Raw genomic sequence first — 17,572 nt, 5'->3', positions numbered from 1 at the left:
CGTTGCTTGCTCCTTCGTCGCCTACGCAACGGCGCCTGACCGGCGGGACGGCCGCGAACCGCCGCTGCGCGGCGGACCCTCCACGAGGTCGGGTCGTGCGGGGCTGGGTTTGTCGGGACGTTGACGCGCTTGGGGTTGCGGTCTCCGGGTCCCGGGCTCGCTATTACAGACTGCGGAGAATCCCGCGGCCGTAGCGCTGGAACTGGGTGTCGTCGACCATCCCGAGCGAGTGCCGCTCGACCAGTAATTCCCATTCGGCGTAGAGCTGGGAGACGCCGGGATCGGCGGGCCCGGCCGCGCCGTCGGCGGCCTGTCTGCGCACGGCGAAGTTGACCGCGCAGGTCACCCGCTCGGTGTCGGCGCGGTCGGCGCCCGCGAAGTGCAGGGTCCGGTTGCCGTCGCTGACGTCCATACCGGAGCCGCCGTGCCTGGTGTCGATCTCACCGGGCGCTGTGCGCGCGCCGTCGACGGTGCGGGCACCGAGGATCGCGGCCACGGCCAATTCGTGGGCGTAGCGTTCGCCATTGCCTATGGAGATGAACAGCAGCCGGGTGGTGGTGGCCGCGAGCAGACCGGTGCCGGTGCCTGCGGGCGGCGTGGCCACGGCGATCGCGGTCTCCAGGACGTATTCGTCGGGGGTGACGTAGCGGTGCAGCGCGTTGACGGCCGAGCGGGACTCCTTGCGCGGCGCCATCCGGCGGACCGCGCGCTCGACATCACCTCTGACCGGTCCCGACTTTTCCCATTCGGGCGCGGGCGGGGTGAGATCCGGCGCGGCGATATCGATGCGCTGGGTGGCCATGATCTGATCGTTGATCCGGTCGACGATGCCGAGGGCGGCAGGCACGTCGTGTTCGGCGATGAGGACCGGCAGCGGGGTGCGGTCCGCGGGAACGCCGGTGAGCACCGGGGTCGGATAACGCAGGAAGATCTCGATCACCACCGCGTCGTCGGCGCGCCGGTTCAGGCGCACCTTGAGCAGGTCGGCGATGGGTACATCGAGAACGCGTTCGCCGTCGGTACCCGGCCGCAGAACGGTGAGCCGTCCACTGCCGTGGCGCAGAATCGCTGTGGGTGTTCGTAGCTCGACGATGTCCATACCCCCTGCGCTGTAGTTGTGTCGTCGCCCACGATAAGCCGGGCATGACATGATTGTGGCCACTTGCAACAACGCGTTCGGAGCTTTCGGGAACCGTTCCCCAGCTCTGAACGTTGACCAGTGCAACTGCACCAGCAGCCGAACTGCGCGATGTATCGAACTAGACCGTACGCGGTAACGTGGCATGTCCGCATCCGAAACCCGCCGATCTCGACGCTTCGCTAGGCACACCCGGAGAAATAACCGGAAAGGACTGGGCCGTCCGGCCGACGCTCTATGAACCGCAAGACAGTGTTTCGCACTTTGGCGATCATCTCGGGCATCATGCTCATGATCTGGCTGTTCAGCTTTCTCAGCGATGACACGCGCGGCTGGGAGAGTGTCGACACTTCCGTGGCGCTCAGCCAGCTGGAGGACAAAGCCAATGTCAAGAACGTCCAGATCGATGACAAGGAGCAGCAGCTCCGCATCGAACTGAACAACGGCAACGAGGCGACGAACAACAACAGCAAGATCGTTGCCAAATACCCGGGCGGCGGTGAGACCTCGGCGCAGATCTTCGACGCGGTGCAGAACTCTGGCGCGAAGTACGACACGGTGGTCAAGCAGGAGAGCTGGCTTTCCCAGCTGCTGCTGTTCATCGTGCCGATGGTGCTGCTGGTCGGCCTGTTCATCTTCGTGATGTCGCGCATGCAGGGCGGTGGTCGCGGCGGCATGATGGGCTTCGGCAAGTCCAAGGCCAAACAGCTGTCCAAAGACATGCCCAAGACCACCTTCGCCGACGTGGCCGGTGCCGACGAGGCCGTCGAAGAGCTGTACGAGATCAAGGATTTCCTGCAGAATCCGGCGCGCTACCAGGCACTGGGCGCGAAGATCCCGAAGGGCGTGCTGCTCTACGGTCCCCCCGGTACCGGTAAGACGCTGCTCGCGCGCGCCGTCGCCGGTGAGGCGGGCGTCCCGTTCTTCACCATCTCCGGTTCGGACTTCGTCGAGATGTTCGTCGGTGTCGGTGCCTCGCGTGTTCGCGACCTGTTCGAGCAGGCGAAGCAGAACAGTCCCTGCATCATCTTCGTCGACGAGATCGACGCGGTCGGCCGCCAGCGCGGCGCAGGCCTCGGCGGCGGTCACGACGAGCGTGAGCAGACCCTGAACCAGCTGCTCGTCGAGATGGACGGTTTCGGTGACCGCACCGGCATCATCCTGATCGCGGCGACCAACCGCCCCGACATCCTCGACCCCGCGCTGCTCCGCCCCGGCCGTTTCGACCGGCAGATCCCGGTCGGCAATCCCGACCTGGCTGGTCGCCGCGCGATCCTGCGGGTGCACTCGCAGGGCAAGCCGATCTCGCCCGACGCCGACCTCGAGGGTCTGGCCAAGCGCACCGTCGGCATGTCCGGCGCCGATCTGGCCAACGTCATCAACGAGGCCGCGCTGCTCACCGCGCGTGAGCACGGCTCGCTCATCACCGGCGAATCGCTGGAGGAGTCGGTCGACCGCGTCATCGGTGGCCCGCGCCGCAAGAGCCGCATCATCAGCGAGCACGAGAAGAAGATCACCGCCTACCACGAGGGTGGCCACACCCTGGCGGCCTGGGCGATGCCCGATATCGAGCCGGTCTACAAGGTCACCATCCTGGCCCGCGGCCGCACCGGCGGCCACGCCATGACGGTGCCCGAGGACGACAAGGGCCTGATGACCCGCTCGGAGATGATCGCCCGGCTGGTGTTCGCGATGGGTGGCCGCGCGGCCGAGGAACTGGTGTTCCACGAGCCGACGACCGGCGCGTCCTCCGATATCGACCAGGCGACCAAGATCGCGCGCGGCATGGTCACCGAGTACGGCATGAGCGCGCGCCTCGGCGCGGTCCGCTACGGCCAGGAGCAGGGCGACCCGTTCCTCGGCCGCTCGATGGGCCAGGGCTCGGACTACTCGCACGAGGTGGCCCGCGAGATCGACGAGGAGGTGCGCAACCTGATCGAGGCCGCGCACACCGAGGCCTGGTCGATCCTGAGCGAATACCGCGAGCAGCTCGACGCGCTGGCGACCGCGCTGCTCGAGCGCGAGACCCTGCACCGCAAGGACCTCGAAGAGGTGCTGGCAGGCGTCGAGAAGCGGCCGCGGATCACCGCGTTCAACGATTTCGGTGACCGGCTCCCGTCCGACAAGCCCCCGGTGAAGACCCCGGGCGAGCTGGCTGCCGAGCGCGGCGAGCCGTGGCCGCCCGCGGAGCCCGCGCCGGTGCCTGCCGGTGCGCCGCTCGAGCCGGCCAACGGTTACCCGGCGCAGCCGCCGCAGTACGGCCAGCCCGCACCGCCCGCCACGGGCTACCCGCTGCCCGCCGCGCCGACCCAGGCGTTCCCGCGCCAGTCGGGCACGCACGGTTCGCGGCCCGACTACGGCGCCCCGGCCGGTTGGTCGGCGCCGGGCTGGCCGCCGCGCGATGAGCCCCAGCAGCAGCAACAGCCGCAGGCCCCGCAGGGTCAGGGCAATGCGTGGGGTCAGCCGGAGCAGCCGCGGTACGCGGGCGATGGGTTCCAGCCGTGGGGCGAGCCGACCGCGCCGCCGCAGCAGCAGCCTGCGCCCGGCGCCGATCCGGAGAACAACGACTGGGAAGGGCCGAACGGCCGCCGCTGACGGCGGGCCAACTACGCTCGACCGTCGGATGCCGGATTATCACCGGCGTCGACATGTGGAGGTGCGGAGAAGTTGTCGGCCAACAAGAAGGTCGCTGAACCAGTAGGGAACGGGTCGATCGCCGACGGCGAGCTCGGCTCGACGAGCCCGAAGGACCTGACGGCGCTGGCGACCGGTCGCCCGTTCGACCAGGACCGAGCCGAGCGCGCGATCAGGGAACTGCTGCTCGCGGTCGGCGAGGACCCGGACCGTCCAGGTCTGCAGGACACCCCCGCCCGGGTGGCCCGCGCGTACCGGGAGATGTTCGCCGGGCTCTACACAGAGCCCGACGAGGTGCTGGCGACGACCTTCGACGAGGGTCATCAGGAACTCGTGCTGGTCCGCGACATCCCGATGTACTCCACCTGCGAGCACCACCTGGTGTCGTTCCACGGCGTCGCGCACGTCGGGTACATCCCCGGCACGCACGGCCGGGTGACCGGTCTGTCCAAGCTGGCCCGCGTCGTCGACCTCTACGCCAAGCGCCCCCAGGTGCAGGAGCGGCTGACCAGCCAGATCGCCGACGCGGTGATGCGCAGGCTGGAACCGCGCGGCGCGATCGTGGTGATCGAGGCCGAGCATCTGTGCATGGCGATGCGCGGCATCCGCAAGCCCGGCGCGAGCACCACCACCTCGGCGGTGCGCGGCCTGTTGCAGACCAATGCCGCCTCGCGAGCCGAGGCGCTGGACCTGATCCTGCGCAAATGAGCGAGCCCCTCGTGACCACGCGCAATGGCCGCTCGTGTGTGGTCATGGGTGTGGTGAACGTGACCGGGGATTCGTTCTCCGACGGTGGTCGCTATCTCGACCCCGAGCTGGCGATCGCGCACGGTATCGCGCTCTATTCGGCGGGCGCCGACATCGTCGATGTGGGCGGTGAGTCGACCAGGCCGGGTGCGGACCGGGTGGATCCGGCCACCGAGGCGGCCCGGGTCGCACCGGTGATCCGCGGACTGGTCGACGCCGGCGTGCCGACCAGTGTCGACACCATGCGCGCCGAGGTCGCCGAGGCGGCGCTGGCGGCCGGGGTCTCGGTGATCAACGATGTCTCCGGTGGCCGCGCCGACCCGAACATGGTGAAGGTCGTCGCGGAGTCCGGTGTGCCGTGGATCCTCATGCACTGGCGGGCGGGCGCCGACTATCGGCACACCGGCCCGGCCGACCATTACGACGACGTCGTCGCCGAGGTGCGCGCGGAACTCGCCGCGCAGGTCGACCTGGCCGTCGCCGCCGGTGTCGCCCCGGAACGGCTGATTCTCGATCCCGGCCTCGGCTTCGCCAAGAACGCCGAGCACAACTGGGAACTGCTCGGCGCGCTGCCGGAACTGGTCGCTGGTGGACTGCCGATCCTGATCGGCGCCTCCCGTAAACGTTTCCTCGGCGCATTGCTGGCCGACGAGTCCGGCCCGCGTCCGCCGGACGGCAGGGAGACAGCCACCGCGGCGGTCTCCGCCATCGCCGCCAGCCAAGGTGCGTGGGGTGTCCGGGTGCACGACGTGCGTGCCTCGCTGGACGCGATCGCCGTTGTCGACGCGTGGCGGCACGCCGCCGCCGCCCGAGGAGTCACCCGATGAGCTTGCCGCTGCTGCCCACGCCCGCAGACAGGCCCGCGACCTCGCGGATCGAACTGCGCGGGCTGCGCGTGTTCGGCAGGCACGGCGTGTTCGACTTCGAGCGCCGGGACGGCCAGGAGTTCGTCGTCGACCTGACGGTGTGGGTCGATTTCGCCGCGGCCGCCGCCTCCGACGACCTGGCCGACACCGTCGACTACGGTGCGCTCGCCGAGCGCGCGGTGCGCATCGTGGCCGGTCCGCCGCGCGATCTGATCGAGACGGTGGTCTGCGAGATCGCCGACGACGTGATGACCGACCCGCGGATCGAAGCGGTCGAGGCGGTCGTGCACAAGCCGTCGGCGCCGATCCCGCACACCTTCGCCGATGTCCGCGTGGTGGCCACCCGCTACCGCACGGTGGAACCGGGGCCGCACTGATGACCCGCGCGGTCCTGTCGATCGGCTCGAACCTGGGCGACCGGTTCGCGCATCTGCGCAGCGTGGTCGACGCGCTGGGGGAGCGGCTGCTCGCGGTCTCACCGGTCTACACGACTGCCCCGTGGGGCGGTGTCGACCAGGACGACTACCTCAATGCCGTTGTCGTAGCCGAGGATCCGGCCTTCGACGACTACGCCTGGCTGCGCTTCGGTCAGGAGCTGGAGCAGGCGGCGGGCCGGGTCCGCGAGGTGCGGTGGGGTGCGCGCACCCTCGACGTGGACGTGGTGACGTGCACCGACGCCACCGGCACCGCCGTTGCCCGCGATAGCGATCCCGCGCTGATCCTGCCCCATCCCCAGGCGCACAACCGGGCCTTCGTCCTGGTCCCGTGGCTCGACGTCGAACCGTCGGCGCGACTGCGGGTCGACGGCGCCGAGGTGCCGATCGCGGAGTTGCTCGCCGGTCTCGACCCGGCCGAGCGCACCGGAGTGGTGCGCACCGACCTCGTGTTGCGGGACGAGAGCGCGCGCCCGTGCTGAAGCCGACCCGGGTGCTCGATCTCGCGCTGAACGTGGTGGTCGCCGCGGCGATCGCCTGGGTCGCCACCCGCTTCGCGTATTCGACCTTCCCGCCGATCTCGGTGGCGGCGGGCGCTTCGCTGCTGCCGGTCGCCGCGATCGAGGCGGCGCTCGGCTATGTCATCAAGGCCAAGATCGCCGACGAGAAGATCGGCGACGGCCCGAAGGAACTGCATCCGATCAATGTGGCGCGCGCGGTCGCCCTGGCGAAGGCCTCGCTGCAGGTCGGTTCGCTGGCGGCCGGTGTGTGGCTGGGATTCCTGCTGTGGGTATTCCCACAGCGCGGCACCGTGACGGCGGCCGCGGCGGATTCGCCGGGCGCCGTGGTCGGCCTGCTGGCGGGTTCCGCCCTGGTTGCTGCGGCTTTGTGGCTGGAGTACTGCTGCCGCGCGCCGGAGGAACCGCCGGAAGAACCCGCTACCACCTAGCAATTTGCGAATGGAATCACCGCGAAGTTTGGTGGGCCGACCAGCATATTCCGGCTACCCTGGCCCACATGGTTTCACCCTCCCGTAGCACTCCGCCCCGTCGACGGCGGGACGACGCGGGAAAGCTCTTCATCGGCGTCCTCATCCTGCTCGGTCTGACGGCCAGTGTTTTCCTGATCTTCAGCGAGAACGTCCAATATGTTCGAGTCGGCCTGGTAGCAGCCCTGTGGGCGGCCGTGATCGGCGCGCTCGCGGCCACCCGATATCGCAAGGACGCCGCGGTCGACAAGGCCAAGGTTCGCGATCTGCAGACGGTGTACGAGTTGCAGCTCGAGCGTGAGATCAACGCGCGGCGCGAGTACGAGATGGGCATCGAGGCACGGGTGCGCGCCGAAGTCGGCGCCGATGCCTCGGAGATCGCCGCCCTGCGTGCCGAACTCACCCTGCTGCGCCAGAACCTGCAGGTCCTGTTCGACGGCGCGCTCCCCGAGGAGCAGCTGGCCCTGCAGGCCGACGCGGTCCGGATCGACGCGCTGCCCGCCGCCGGATTCGACGCGTTCGACGACGCCGATCACGATTTCGCCGATAGCCCGGTGGATGCCAACGCCGCCTGGTTCGGCCCCTGGCAGCAACCCCCCAGCGCGCTGAAACCGGTCTTCATGCAACCGGTCTCGGCCAATTTCGCCGACCCCTACGACGACCCGGTCACCGCCGAAACGTCCGCGGTCCAGCTCGACGACTACGCCGAAACCCAGCAGGCCGAAGCCGCCGCCGCGCAACCCGCCGAGCCGGCCCCGGCCAACGGGAAGACCCCGCCGCCCCGCCTGTCGGCCCCGAACACCAGGAAGATCGACGACCTGGGCGCGACGGTCACCCCCGCCACCGACGGCGCACCCGCCTCCACCGGCGGCGCGCCTGTCCAGACCGTCACACCGGAGCCCGTCGGCAACGGCACCGCCGAGTCATCCGCTGACGTCACCCCAGAACCCGTGCCCACCGGCACCGCCACTCCGGCCGAGCCCACCACCGGCCCGACCGTCGGCACCAGCTCCCGCCGCCGTCGCCGCGCCGAGGAGGAGGGCTCGCCCCGCCTGTCGGTAGCCGACATCATGGCCAACCTCCAGTCGGAGTCCGGCTCGCGCAACTGATCGGTCCGACCGGATCGTGACGGTGATCACTGATTTGGCGAAGAACATCGGTAACTCGCCGGGTACGAACGACGGCGACCCCGTCCCCGTACCGGTGGCCGCCGACGCCACCCGGCCCCGCACTCGAATCTGGCCGAAGTCCCGGGGAGGCGGAACAGAGTCGTAGATCACGCGATGGGGCCGTGGCGGTTCGCGCGCACTGCCCGATATCCTCGATCGGTAACGTCCGGTACCCGCACTGCGGGACTGGAACGCAAATCGAGAGGACAATGTTGACCTCGAGAAGTGTCAATTCCGATGGCGCGAACGTGGGTGTCGACCCTGCGCCCGCACGACTGACGGTGGGAATCGTCTCGGCGGGACGGGTGGGTTCAGCCCTCGGTATCGCGCTCGAGCGAGCCGGTCACGTGGTGTTCGGTGTCGCCGCGATCTCCGATGCCTCGGTGCACCGGGCGCGCACGCGGCTGCCCGATTCGCAGATCCTGCCGGTGGAGCAGATCGCCCAGCGCAGTGAGCTGTTGCTGCTCGCGGTCCCCGATGCCGAGCTGGCCGGCCTGGTCCGTGGCCTGGCGAGCGCCGGTGTCGTTCGTCCCGGCACGATCGTGGTGCACACCTCCGGCGCCAACGGCGTCGGCGTGCTCGCGCCGCTGACCGAGCAGGGCGCGCTCGGCCTGGCCATCCACCCCGCGATGACCTTCACCGGTCACGACGAGGACATCGACCGTCTCGCCAATGCCTGCTTCGGCGTCACCGCCGCCGACGAGGTCGGGTACGCGATCGGTCAGGCGCTGGTGATCGAGATGGGCGGCGAACCGGTCCGGGTGTCCGAGGACCAGCGCACGCTGTATCACGCTGCCCTCGCCCACGGCGCGAATCACCTGGTCACCGTCATCGTCGACGCGGTCACCGCGCTGCGTGCCGCCATGGCGGGGCCCGGCCTGCTCGGTCAGCCGGTGGTCGACGACCAGCCGAACGGCCTGCCCGAACGTCTGCTCGCCCCGCTCGTCTCGGCCGCGCTCGACAACGCCCTGCGCCGCGGCGGCGCCGCGCTGACCGGCCCGGTGGCCCGCGGTGACGTCGACGCGGTCGCCGCGCATCTGACCGCACTGGAGTCGCTGGACCAGCGACTGGCCGCGGCCTACCGCGCGATGTCGCTGCGCACCGCCGAACTCGCCCAGACCAATCCGGCCCTGCTGGACCTGCTCGCCAAGGAAGGCCACTGATGGAACCCAGAGAAGTGCACCACCACCAGGGCGGCCCGCGGGCGACCGGCGCATACAAGCCCGGTGTGCTGACCGTCCACCACGATCCCGAGGTACTCGACACGGTGACCAAGGCGCTGCGCGGCGCCGGTCGCACGGTCGGTTTCGTGCCGACGATGGGCGCGCTGCACGAGGGCCATCTGCAGCTGATCCGCCAGGCCAGGCTGACCAACCAGGTCGTGGTCGTCTCGATCTTCGTCAACCCGCTGCAGTTCGGCGCAGGCGAGGACCTCGACGCCTACCCGCGCACCCTGGACGCCGATCTCGAACTGCTCCGGCACGAGGGCGTCGACCTGGTGTTCGCGCCGACCGTCTCCGACATGTACCCCGACGGCCCGCGCACCACCGTGCTGCCCGGCCCGCTCGGCGCCGAGCTCGAGGGCGGCAGCAGGCCGACGCATTTCGCCGGCATGCTCACCGTCGTCGTGAAGCTGCTCAATATCGCGCACGCCTCCGAGGCGTACTTCGGTGAGAAGGACTACCAGCAGCTCACGCTGATCCGGCAGATGGTCCGCGACCTGAACATGGACGTGAAGATCGTCGCCTATCCGACCGTCCGCGAGCCCGACGGTCTGGCTCTGTCCTCGCGCAACCGCTATCTCGACGCCGCCCAGCGGGAATCGGCGCTCGGCCTGTCGGCCGCGCTGGCCGCGGGCAGGCACGCCGCCGGTCTCGGCCCCGAGGCCGTCGTGCAGGCGGCGCGCGACGTGCTCGACGCGGTCGACGGCGTCGAGGTCGACTACCTCGAACTGCGTGACAGCAACCTGGGCCCCGCACCCACCGCAGGCAATGCCCGGCTCCTCGTCGCGGCCAAGGTCGGCGATACCCGCCTGATCGACAATGCCCCGATTGTCCTCGGCGCCCAGCTCGACGGGCACCCCGACGCGAACTCCCTGCCTGCCTCGCAGGCGCACTGAGAAAGGCGACGACGATGTTGCGCACCATGATGAAGTCGAAGATCCACCGTGCCACGGTGACCCATGCCGACCTGCACTATGTGGGTTCGGTGACCGTCGACCAGGATCTGCTCGACGCCGCCGATCTGCTCGAGGGCGAGCAGGTCTGCATCGTCGACATCGACAACGGCGCCCGCCTCGAGACCTACGTGATCGCGGGTGAGCGCGGTTCGGGCGTGATCGGGATCAACGGCGCCGCAGCCCATCTCGTGCACCCCGGTGACCTGGTCATTCTCATCGCCTACGGCCAGATGGACGAGCAGGAACTGCGCGACTACGACCCCAAGGTGGTCTTCGTCGACGACCGCAACCGCCCCGTGGAGCTCGGTTCGGATCCGGCGCACGCGCCCGAGGGTTCCGGCCTGACCTCCCCGCGCTCCCTGTCGTTCGCCTGAGCGCGGCGGGGGGACTGCGATGCTGCTGACGATCGACGTCCGCAACACCGGAATCGAACTCGGCTTGTTCTCCGGTAGCGGCGAGCACGCGAAACTGGTGCGGCACTGGCGCATCCACACCAATCCGCTGCTCACCGCCGACGAGTTCGCCATGCAGGTGCGTGGCCTGGTCGGCGACGAGATCGACCAGGTGGTCGGCGTCTCGGCGCTGTCGACGGTGCCGCCGGTGCTGCGCGAGCTGCGCACGATGCTCGCGCGCTACTGGGCGCACGTGCCGCACGTGCTGGTGGAACCCGGTGTGCGGACCGGTATCCCGCTGCTCGTGGACAACCCGAAGGAAGTCGGCGCCGACCGCATCGTCAACTGTCTGGCCGCGTTCCGTCACTTCGGCGGTCCCGCGATCGTGGTCGATTTCGGCACCGCGATCTGCGTCGACCTGGTCTCGGCCAAGGGTGAGTTCCTCGGCGGCGTGATCGCGCCCGGCGTGGAGATCTCCACCGAGGCGCTGGTCGAACGCAGCGCGCTGCGCCGCGTGGAGCTCACCCGCCCGCGGTCGGTGCTGGGCAAGAACAGCATGGAGTGCATGCAGTCCGGGGCGGTGTTCGGTTTCGCGGGCCTGGTCGACGGGCTGATCGATCGCCTTCGCGACGAGTTCGACGCGTTCTCCGGCACCGATGTCACCGTCGTCGCCACGGGTGCGGGCGCGCCGCTGATCGTGCCGGAATCGGAGACCATCGATCAGCACGAGCCGCATCTGACGCTGACCGGCCTGCGCCACGTCTACGAACGCAACAAGAAGTGACTGTGGTGCAGGTCATTTTCGCCGTAGCGCGCGTCAACTGCTAAACTCACGCTCGTGTCCTTCCGTGTGAGCACCCAGGAGTGTTGTCGAGGCTGACCTGCCTCGACCGTTCGAGGCTGACGTTTTCCCCTCGACCGATTCACACCTCCTGGAGATTCGCTCATGCGTTCTTCTGTCCTTTCCCTTTCGTCCGCGCGCGACGGCTATTCGGCGACACCCCCGCTCGACCGGGCGGTGGCTTCGGCATTGCCGACCCGATTGCGGCCCGCTGACCTGCTGCGACTCACCGACGAAGGCGCCGAAGACGTTCTCGCCGGCCGCTACGACCACCTGCTGCCCGCCGACGGCATCTGGCCGGCCGAAGAGCGCTGGGCGGCCCGGCTGGTCGCCGACGACGAGGTCGATGTCTGGCTGATCAGCTGGACGCCCGGAAAGTCCACCGAATTGCACGATCACGCCGGTTCTCTCGGCGCCCTCACCGTGCTCAGCGGCGCGCTCTCGGAATTCCGCTGGAATGGTTCGGAGTTGCGCAGGCGCACGCTCGCCGCGGGCGATCAGGCCTCGTTCCCGATCGGCTGGGTCCACGATGTGGTGCGCGCCCCCGCTGCCGCCGAATCCGTCGGCCCGCTCGATCCCACCCTGAGCGTGCACGCCTATTCCCCGCCGTTGTCGGCGATGTCCTATTACGAGGTGACCGGCCACGGCACCTTGCGGCGAACCAAAACCGTCCTCACCGACCAGCCCGAAGGTGACCTGTGATGAGTCGTTTGACGATTGATCAGATGCTCGAGAACGCCCGCGCCGACCTACGCAGGCTCTACGTCTACGACCTGCCCTCGGCATTGGCCAGGGGCGCGATTCTGGTCGACATCCGCCCGGCCGCGCAGCGTGTTCATGAGGGTTCACTGCCCGGCGCGCTGGTCATCGAACGCAATGTCCTGGAATGGCGCCTCGATCCGACGTCGTCGGCCCGTTTGGCACTGGCCGCCGACCACGACGTGGAATGGATCATCTTCTGCTCGGAGGGCTACACCTCGAGTTTGGCCGCGGCCTCGTTGCAGCAGCTCGGTTTGCACCGGGCGACCGACCTGATCGGCGGGTATCAGGCACTGAAGTCCGCGGGGTTGTTGACTGTTGCGGTGGGGGCGCCGCACTTTGCCCGCGAGGTGAATTCGCTGGCCTCGTTGTAGCGGCGCCCTGGCTGGTCGCTGGGACGCCTGACCGGCGGCCAGGTCGCCGCTCGACGCGGTCGCGGGTGCGGGGTGAGTTGGGTTGTCTGCGTGCGGATTCGGGGACTGCCGTGGCGGGGGTTTGTTTCGATGATGTGACGTGGATTGCATTCGGCCGAGGAATGGCCGGTGCGATGTCCGGTTACCGTCGAGTCGTCTGTGGGCGGGCCGCAAAAGCATTTCCAGCGCACGCTACTGTTATCGGATGTGAGCACCCCTAACCCCGCCGCAACCGGCCGCGCCGTCAGTTCCGCCGTGGACAGTGATGTCCCCGAGCAGATGCGGATTCGCCGGGACAAGCGGGAGCGGCTGCTCGCCGAGGGTGGTGAGGCCTACCCGGTGGTGGTGCCACGCACCCACACACTGGCCGAAATCCGGGCCGCCTACCCGGATCTGGAGCCCGACACCCAGACCGGTCTGCAGGCAGGCATCGCGGGCCGCGTCATCTTCGTCCGCAATACCGGCAAGCTGTGTTTCGCCACCCTGCAGGAGGGCGACGGCACCAAGCTGCAGGCGATGATCAGCCTCAACGGCGTCGGCGCCGACGCGCTGGCCGCCTGGAAGTCCGATGTCGACCTCGGTGACTTCGTGTACGTGCACGGCGAGGTCATTTCCTCGCGCACCGGTGAATTGAGCGTCATGGCCGATTCCTGGTCGATGGCGGCCAAGTCGCTGCGGCCGCTGCCGGTGGCGCACAAGGAGATGAACGAGGAGTCGCGCGTCCGGCAGCGCTATGTCGACCTGATCGTGCGCCCCGAGGCCAGGGAAATGGCCCGTACCCGGGTGAACGTGGTCCGCGCGCTGCGCACCGCGCTGGAGCGCCGCGGCTTCCTCGAGGTCGAGACCCCGATGCTGCAGACCATCCACGGCGGCGCCGCCGCGCGCCCCTTCAAGACCCATTCCAACGCGCTGGACATGGAGTTGTTCCTGCGTATCGCGCCGGAGCTGTTCCTGAAGCGCTGCGTGGTCGGTGGCCTGGAGAAGGTCTTCGAGATCAACCGGAACTTCCGCAACGAAGGCGCCGACTCGACCCATTCGCCCGAGTTCGCGATGCTGGAAACCTACGAGGCTTACGGCACCTACGACGACTCGGCGAGGATGACCCGGGAATTGATCCAGGAAGTCGCGCAGGAGGCATTCGGTACCCTCCTGGTGACGCTCGCCGACGGCACCGAATATGATCTCGGCGGCGAGTGGACGACGGTCGAGATGTATCCGTCGCTGTCGGAGTCCATCGGTGTCGAGGTGACTCCGGAAACCAGTGTCGAGGAATTGCTGGCGCTGGCCGATCGAGTCGGTCTGGAAATTCCTGCGGGCAAGGGCTACGGACACGGCAAACTTGTCGAAGAACTATGGGAACATGCGTATGGTGACAAGCTCTACGCGCCGACTTTCGTCCGTGACTTCCCGGTGGAGACCTCGCCGCTGACCCGTCAGCATCGCAGCAAGTCCGGTGTCACGGAGAAGTGGGACCTGTATGTTCGCGGCTTCGAGTTGGCAACAGGCTATTCGGAGTTGGTCGACCCGGTGATCCAGCGGGAACGGTTCGTCGATCAGGCGAGGCTGGCCGCCGCGGGTGACGACGAGGCCATGCTGCTCGACGAAGACTTCCTCGCCGCGATGGAACACGGCATGCCGCCGACTACCGGAACCGGTATGGGAATCGATCGCTTGTTGATGGCACTCACCGGTTTGGGAATCCGGGAAACGATCCTGTTCCCGATTGTTCGTCCGGCTAGTCGCTGACCAGTCAATTTGCGGGGCGAAGGCCTCGTGTTGGAATTTTCGTAAATCGAGGTATTCTTGCCTCGGGTATTCGGCCTGGAGGCAGGCTTGACGATTTCGAGAGGACGTTCATCTCATGGCAAAGAAGGTCACCGTTAGCCTGATCGACGATGTCGACGGTGAGTCCATCGCGGACGAAACCATCGAGTTCGCTATCGATGGGGTGTCGTACGAGATCGATCTGTCGGACGCTAACGCTGCGCGCCTGCGCGAAGGCTTGGACGAGTGGGTCGCCAACGCCCGTCGCGTGAGTGGCCGTCGCCGGGTGAAGGCGGCAGGCGCCCCCGCGCCGCAGGGCAAGAGCCGCGTTTCCATGGACCGGGAACAGAGCGCCGCAATTCGTGAATGGGCCCGCCGCAAGGGCCACAAGGTCTCCGCGCGTGGCCGCATCTCGGCCGACATCACCGAGGCGTACAACAAGGAAGTCGGCAAGGCCTGAAGGTCGACGGCGGTCCGGGGTTGCTGACGCGTAACCCCGGACCGCCTCTCGTTGCCGGTGTCCACCCAGGTCGGGGCATGCGGCGGCTATCTCTCGAGAGATAGACTGATGTTCGTGCGCAAGGTTTTTCATGTCGGCAGACGCCGACCATCCGACCTGATCCGGCGAGAACATGGGTAACTCATCGGGTACGGGCGAACTGGTCACGCTCTCACTGCCGCCCGCCGACGTTTCGGTCCACGCGCACAAGTCTGGCCTGAATCACGGAGAGGCGGGACCGCGCAGTGACCGGGATGGCTAGTTCATTTTTGCGGTATACCGATGACACCGGGCGACAGCACGAGCTGCCGCTCGACCCCGCGCAGCAGCGTTTCACCATCGGCCGCAATGTGCAGGCCGACCTGGTTCTCGGCTGGGACGCCGAGGTCTCACGGCTACACGCCGCGGTCGAACACCTCGGCGCGCACTGGACCATCGTCGACGACGGCCTCTCGCGCAACGGCACCTTCGTCAACGGTGAGCGGCTGATCGGCAGGCGCAGGCTCAGCCCCGGCGACCGCATCCGCGTCGGCACCACGCTGGTCCACTTCTTCGATTTCGGCGGCGTCGTCGACGATGCGACGCACACGGCCTCCGGTTCCATTCCCACCATGCGCTCGCTCACCGAGACCCAGCGAGCGGTGCTGGTCGCGTTGTGCCGCCCGTACAAGCACGGCACCGGCTTCGCCACGCCCGCCTCGAATCAGCAGATCGCCGAGGAATTGTTCCTCTCCATCGACGCGATCAAGACTCATCTGCGCGCCCTTTTCGCGAAGTTCGGGGTGGAGAACCTGCCGCAGAACCAGAAGCGCACCCGGCTGGCCGCGCTGGCCATGCAGAGCGGGATGATCTCCGACCACGACCTGTAGGCGATGCTCGCGCAGGTGCGTGAGCGTCTGAACCATGTCGGAAACACGCGTTACACGGTTGACTGAGTCGTATCACCGGAGCACAAGGGATCGAGCTCCGGAAGACGAGTCAGGAGACATCACATGTTCGCAGTTCGGATGGCCGCGATGGTTATGGCCGTTCTCAGCACCGGGCTGATCGCCGGCGTGTTCTACGCCTACGCGATCTCGGTGATGCCCGCACTGGCGCAGACCGGCGATCGCACGTTGATCGATGTCATGCAGAAGATCAACGTGGTGATCATCAACCCGTGGTTCATGCTCGGCTTCCTCGGCACGGTCGGGTTCACCGCGCTGGCGACGGTGCTGAGTCTGGGCAAGGAACACCGCACGACGCTGATCTGGCTCGGAATCGCCTTGGCGCTCAACGTGATCGCCTTCGCCGTCACCGGGGCGCTGAACGTGCCGCTCAACGACGCACTCGACGCGGCGGGCGACCCGGCGGCCATCGTCGACGCCGCCGCGGTGCGCGCCGACTACGAGGCGGCCTGGGTGCGCTGGAACATCCTGCGGGCGGTGCTGCACACGGCGGCGTTCCTGGTGCTGTGCGGCGCGCTGTTCGCGGCCGGTGTGCAGCAGGGCAAGTCGAGTGCCTCGGCCCCGGGCGTGGTTGCCGGACAGCAGGTTTCGCAGACGGTGGCGGCGCCCATGGCGGGCGGGTTCGCCGCGGCGCCGTTCCAGCGCTGATGGCGATCTGCCAATAGGGCCACGCGATCACTGGAACGTGTTCCATGATGAGTGGAACACGTTCTAGTGAGGAGTCGTTTCATGCGACGTAGTTCGAGATCGTTGCTGGTACTGGCCGCTGCCGCCCTGCTGACCTGGGCGACCGCAGGCACCGCCGCCGCCCGGCCGTACCCGGTCGACTACAACTTCTTCGGCGGGATCGCGCCGGAGCTGACCAACCCTGGCGGCTCGCTCCCCGGCGCTGACGATCCGGGCTGTGTCCCATCGGCCGAGCATCCGAATCCGGTGGTACTGCTGCACGGCACCGGCGGTGGCGCGCAGACGAATTGGGGCGTGTACGCCCCCCTGCTGGCCAACGAGGGCTACTGCGTCTACGCGCTCACCTACGGCGCCTACGGCCTGCCGTGGCCGGTCTCGGCGATCGGCGGCATGCGACCCATCCAGCAGAGCGCCGCCGAGGTGTCGGCCTTCGTCGACCGGGTGCTCGCGCGCACCGGCGCCGCGCGGGTCGACTTCGTCGCGCACTCCCAGGGCAATATCGTCGGCAACTACTACATCAAGCGCCTCGGTGGCGCGGCCAAGGTCGACAAGCTGGTCGGGATCGCCCCGCCGTGGCTCGGCACCAACGCGCTGGGCGCGGGCGACATCGCCGCCTACAGCCGGGCCCTCGGCGCCGGCCCCGCCTTCGACGCGGTCGCCACGTCGCTGTGCCAGGCCTGCGGGCAGATGCTCACCGGCGACGACTTCATCGACGCCCTCAACGCCGACGGTGTGTACAGCCCCCAGGTCACCTACACCAATATCGTCTCCGCGATCGACGAACTGGTCGTCCCGCACACCTCGGGGCTGGTCCCCGGACCGAACGCCACCTCGATCGTCGTCCAGGACGGCTGCGCCCAGGACTACTCCGAGCACATGGCCATCGCGGGCAGCCCGCGCGCCGCAGGTCATGTCCTCAATGCCCTGGATCCGGCCCGTCAGGCCCCGGTTCCGTGCGAGTTTGTGCCGCCGTTCACCGGGTAGTGCCGTCATCGGTTCGACATATTTCGCTGTAGGCAAAACTCGGAGGGAAACGAATGCCGCGACGTGCGCGTTATGAGTGAATGACCATGTTGCCGCCGGTCATCAATAGGGTGGACCGGCGGCGGCGGGAT

The 17,572-nt window shown here is 68.2% G+C and carries 19 protein-coding genes; 18 read left to right on the top strand and 1 reads right to left on the bottom strand.

Features of this window, described 5'->3' with window-relative positions:
- Nucleotides 1-163: 163 nt before the first annotated feature.
- Nucleotides 164-1,099, bottom strand: coding sequence for a hypothetical protein (locus ACFVAV_RS24805; protein ID WP_379037587.1), 936 nt, complete (start codon nt 1,097-1,099; stop codon nt 164-166).
- Nucleotides 1,100-1,375: 276 nt separating this feature from the next.
- Between ACFVAV_RS24805 and ftsH the strand changes: the two genes are divergently transcribed.
- The 18 genes from ftsH (at nt 1,376) to ACFVAV_RS24715 (ending at nt 17,441) form a co-directional block, all read left to right on the top strand.
- Entirely contained in the window at nt 1,376-3,733 is a 2,358-nt protein-coding gene (ftsH, locus tag ACFVAV_RS24800) for an ATP-dependent zinc metalloprotease FtsH (RefSeq protein ID WP_379037586.1), read from the top strand.
- A gap of 117 nt (nt 3,734-3,850) precedes the next feature.
- Complete coding sequence (folE, locus tag ACFVAV_RS24795; RefSeq protein ID WP_379037598.1) at nt 3,851-4,480, top strand: GTP cyclohydrolase I FolE; 630 nt, start codon at nt 3,851-3,853, stop codon at nt 4,478-4,480.
- On the top strand, nt 4,477-5,346 hold the full coding sequence (gene folP / locus ACFVAV_RS24790) for a dihydropteroate synthase (RefSeq protein WP_379037585.1): 870 nt from the start codon (nt 4,477-4,479) through the stop codon (nt 5,344-5,346). The genes folE and folP overlap by 4 nt, the downstream gene beginning before the upstream one ends.
- Nucleotides 5,343-5,762: a dihydroneopterin aldolase gene (gene folB, locus ACFVAV_RS24785; RefSeq protein WP_379037584.1), complete on the top strand. Its 420-nt coding sequence runs from the start codon at nt 5,343-5,345 to the stop codon at nt 5,760-5,762. Before folP ends, folB begins: the two co-directional genes overlap by 4 nt.
- Nucleotides 5,762-6,301, top strand: a complete 540-nt coding sequence (folK, locus tag ACFVAV_RS24780; RefSeq protein WP_379037583.1) for a 2-amino-4-hydroxy-6-hydroxymethyldihydropteridine diphosphokinase — start codon at nt 5,762-5,764, stop codon at nt 6,299-6,301. Before folB ends, folK begins: the two co-directional genes overlap by 1 nt.
- Nucleotides 6,295-6,768, top strand: a complete 474-nt coding sequence (locus tag ACFVAV_RS24775) for a DUF3180 domain-containing protein (protein WP_379037582.1) — start codon at nt 6,295-6,297, stop codon at nt 6,766-6,768. The genes folK and ACFVAV_RS24775 overlap by 7 nt, the downstream gene beginning before the upstream one ends.
- Nucleotides 6,769-6,836: 68 nt before the next feature.
- Complete coding sequence (locus ACFVAV_RS24770) at nt 6,837-7,916, top strand: DUF6779 domain-containing protein (protein ID WP_379037581.1); 1,080 nt, start codon at nt 6,837-6,839, stop codon at nt 7,914-7,916.
- Between the two features lie 308 nt (nt 7,917-8,224).
- Entirely contained in the window at nt 8,225-9,139 is a 915-nt protein-coding gene (locus ACFVAV_RS24765) for a Rossmann-like and DUF2520 domain-containing protein (protein ID WP_379037580.1), read from the top strand.
- The gene (gene panC / locus ACFVAV_RS24760; protein WP_379037577.1) at nt 9,139-10,095 is read left to right on the top strand and encodes a pantoate--beta-alanine ligase; all 957 of its coding nucleotides are present in this window, start codon (nt 9,139-9,141) and stop codon (nt 10,093-10,095) included. Before ACFVAV_RS24765 ends, panC begins: the two co-directional genes overlap by 1 nt.
- A gap of 14 nt (nt 10,096-10,109) precedes the next feature.
- Nucleotides 10,110-10,529, top strand: a complete 420-nt coding sequence (gene panD, locus ACFVAV_RS24755) for an aspartate 1-decarboxylase (protein ID WP_110041391.1) — start codon at nt 10,110-10,112, stop codon at nt 10,527-10,529.
- Nucleotides 10,530-10,548: 19 nt separating this feature from the next.
- Nucleotides 10,549-11,331: a type III pantothenate kinase gene (locus ACFVAV_RS24750; RefSeq protein WP_379037576.1), complete on the top strand. Its 783-nt coding sequence runs from the start codon at nt 10,549-10,551 to the stop codon at nt 11,329-11,331.
- Between the two features lie 162 nt (nt 11,332-11,493).
- A complete protein-coding gene (locus ACFVAV_RS24745) occupies nt 11,494-12,090 on the top strand; it encodes a cysteine dioxygenase (RefSeq protein ID WP_379037575.1) in 597 nt (198 codons plus the stop codon).
- The gene (locus tag ACFVAV_RS24740; RefSeq protein WP_379037574.1) at nt 12,090-12,521 is read left to right on the top strand and encodes a rhodanese-like domain-containing protein; all 432 of its coding nucleotides are present in this window, start codon (nt 12,090-12,092) and stop codon (nt 12,519-12,521) included. Before ACFVAV_RS24745 ends, ACFVAV_RS24740 begins: the two co-directional genes overlap by 1 nt.
- A gap of 318 nt (nt 12,522-12,839) precedes the next feature.
- Entirely contained in the window at nt 12,840-14,306 is a 1,467-nt protein-coding gene (gene lysS / locus ACFVAV_RS24735; protein WP_379037597.1) for a lysine--tRNA ligase, read from the top strand.
- Nucleotides 14,307-14,421: 115 nt separating this feature from the next.
- A complete protein-coding gene (locus ACFVAV_RS24730) occupies nt 14,422-14,784 on the top strand; it encodes an Lsr2 family protein (protein WP_379037572.1) in 363 nt (120 codons plus the stop codon).
- 293 nt (nt 14,785-15,077) lie between these two features.
- Entirely contained in the window at nt 15,078-15,692 is a 615-nt protein-coding gene (locus ACFVAV_RS24725; protein WP_379037571.1) for an FHA domain-containing protein, read from the top strand.
- A gap of 123 nt (nt 15,693-15,815) precedes the next feature.
- Nucleotides 15,816-16,418 (top strand): DUF1772 domain-containing protein, encoded by a 603-nt coding sequence (locus ACFVAV_RS24720; RefSeq protein WP_379037570.1) that lies wholly within the window; start codon nt 15,816-15,818, stop codon nt 16,416-16,418.
- A gap of 81 nt (nt 16,419-16,499) precedes the next feature.
- Nucleotides 16,500-17,441 (top strand): esterase/lipase family protein, encoded by a 942-nt coding sequence (locus ACFVAV_RS24715; protein ID WP_379037569.1) that lies wholly within the window; start codon nt 16,500-16,502, stop codon nt 17,439-17,441.
- Nucleotides 17,442-17,572 lie beyond the last annotated feature (131 nt).

It is taken from the genome of Nocardia sp. NPDC057663 (assembly GCF_042799895.1).
Taxonomy (GTDB): domain Bacteria; phylum Actinomycetota; class Actinomycetes; order Mycobacteriales; family Mycobacteriaceae; genus Nocardia.
This window is presented reverse-complemented; position numbering and strand designations above follow the sequence as displayed.

Bases quoted from the DNA above. Each gene is read 5' to 3' on its own strand.
- ACFVAV_RS24805 (WP_379037587.1), bottom strand. From the start codon at position 1,099: ATGGACATCGTCGAGCTACGAACACCCACAGCGATTCTGCGCCACGGC.
- ftsH (WP_379037586.1), top strand. From the start codon at position 1,376: ATGAACCGCAAGACAGTGTTTCGCACTTTGGCGATCATCTCGGGCATC.
- folP (WP_379037585.1), top strand. From the start codon at position 4,477: ATGAGCGAGCCCCTCGTGACCACGCGCAATGGCCGCTCGTGTGTGGTC.
- folB (WP_379037584.1), top strand. From the start codon at position 5,343: ATGAGCTTGCCGCTGCTGCCCACGCCCGCAGACAGGCCCGCGACCTCG.
- folK (WP_379037583.1), top strand. From the start codon at position 5,762: ATGACCCGCGCGGTCCTGTCGATCGGCTCGAACCTGGGCGACCGGTTC.
- ACFVAV_RS24770 (WP_379037581.1), top strand. From the start codon at position 6,837: ATGGTTTCACCCTCCCGTAGCACTCCGCCCCGTCGACGGCGGGACGAC.
- panC (WP_379037577.1), top strand. From the start codon at position 9,139: ATGGAACCCAGAGAAGTGCACCACCACCAGGGCGGCCCGCGGGCGACC.
- panD (WP_110041391.1), top strand. From the start codon at position 10,110: ATGTTGCGCACCATGATGAAGTCGAAGATCCACCGTGCCACGGTGACC.
- ACFVAV_RS24750 (WP_379037576.1), top strand. From the start codon at position 10,549: ATGCTGCTGACGATCGACGTCCGCAACACCGGAATCGAACTCGGCTTG.
- ACFVAV_RS24745 (WP_379037575.1), top strand. From the start codon at position 11,494: ATGCGTTCTTCTGTCCTTTCCCTTTCGTCCGCGCGCGACGGCTATTCG.
- ACFVAV_RS24740 (WP_379037574.1), top strand. From the start codon at position 12,090: ATGAGTCGTTTGACGATTGATCAGATGCTCGAGAACGCCCGCGCCGAC.
- lysS (WP_379037597.1), top strand. From the start codon at position 12,840: ATGCGGATTCGCCGGGACAAGCGGGAGCGGCTGCTCGCCGAGGGTGGT.
- ACFVAV_RS24730 (WP_379037572.1), top strand. From the start codon at position 14,422: ATGGCAAAGAAGGTCACCGTTAGCCTGATCGACGATGTCGACGGTGAG.
- ACFVAV_RS24725 (WP_379037571.1), top strand. From the start codon at position 15,078: ATGGCTAGTTCATTTTTGCGGTATACCGATGACACCGGGCGACAGCAC.
- ACFVAV_RS24720 (WP_379037570.1), top strand. From the start codon at position 15,816: ATGTTCGCAGTTCGGATGGCCGCGATGGTTATGGCCGTTCTCAGCACC.
- ACFVAV_RS24715 (WP_379037569.1), top strand. From the start codon at position 16,500: ATGCGACGTAGTTCGAGATCGTTGCTGGTACTGGCCGCTGCCGCCCTG.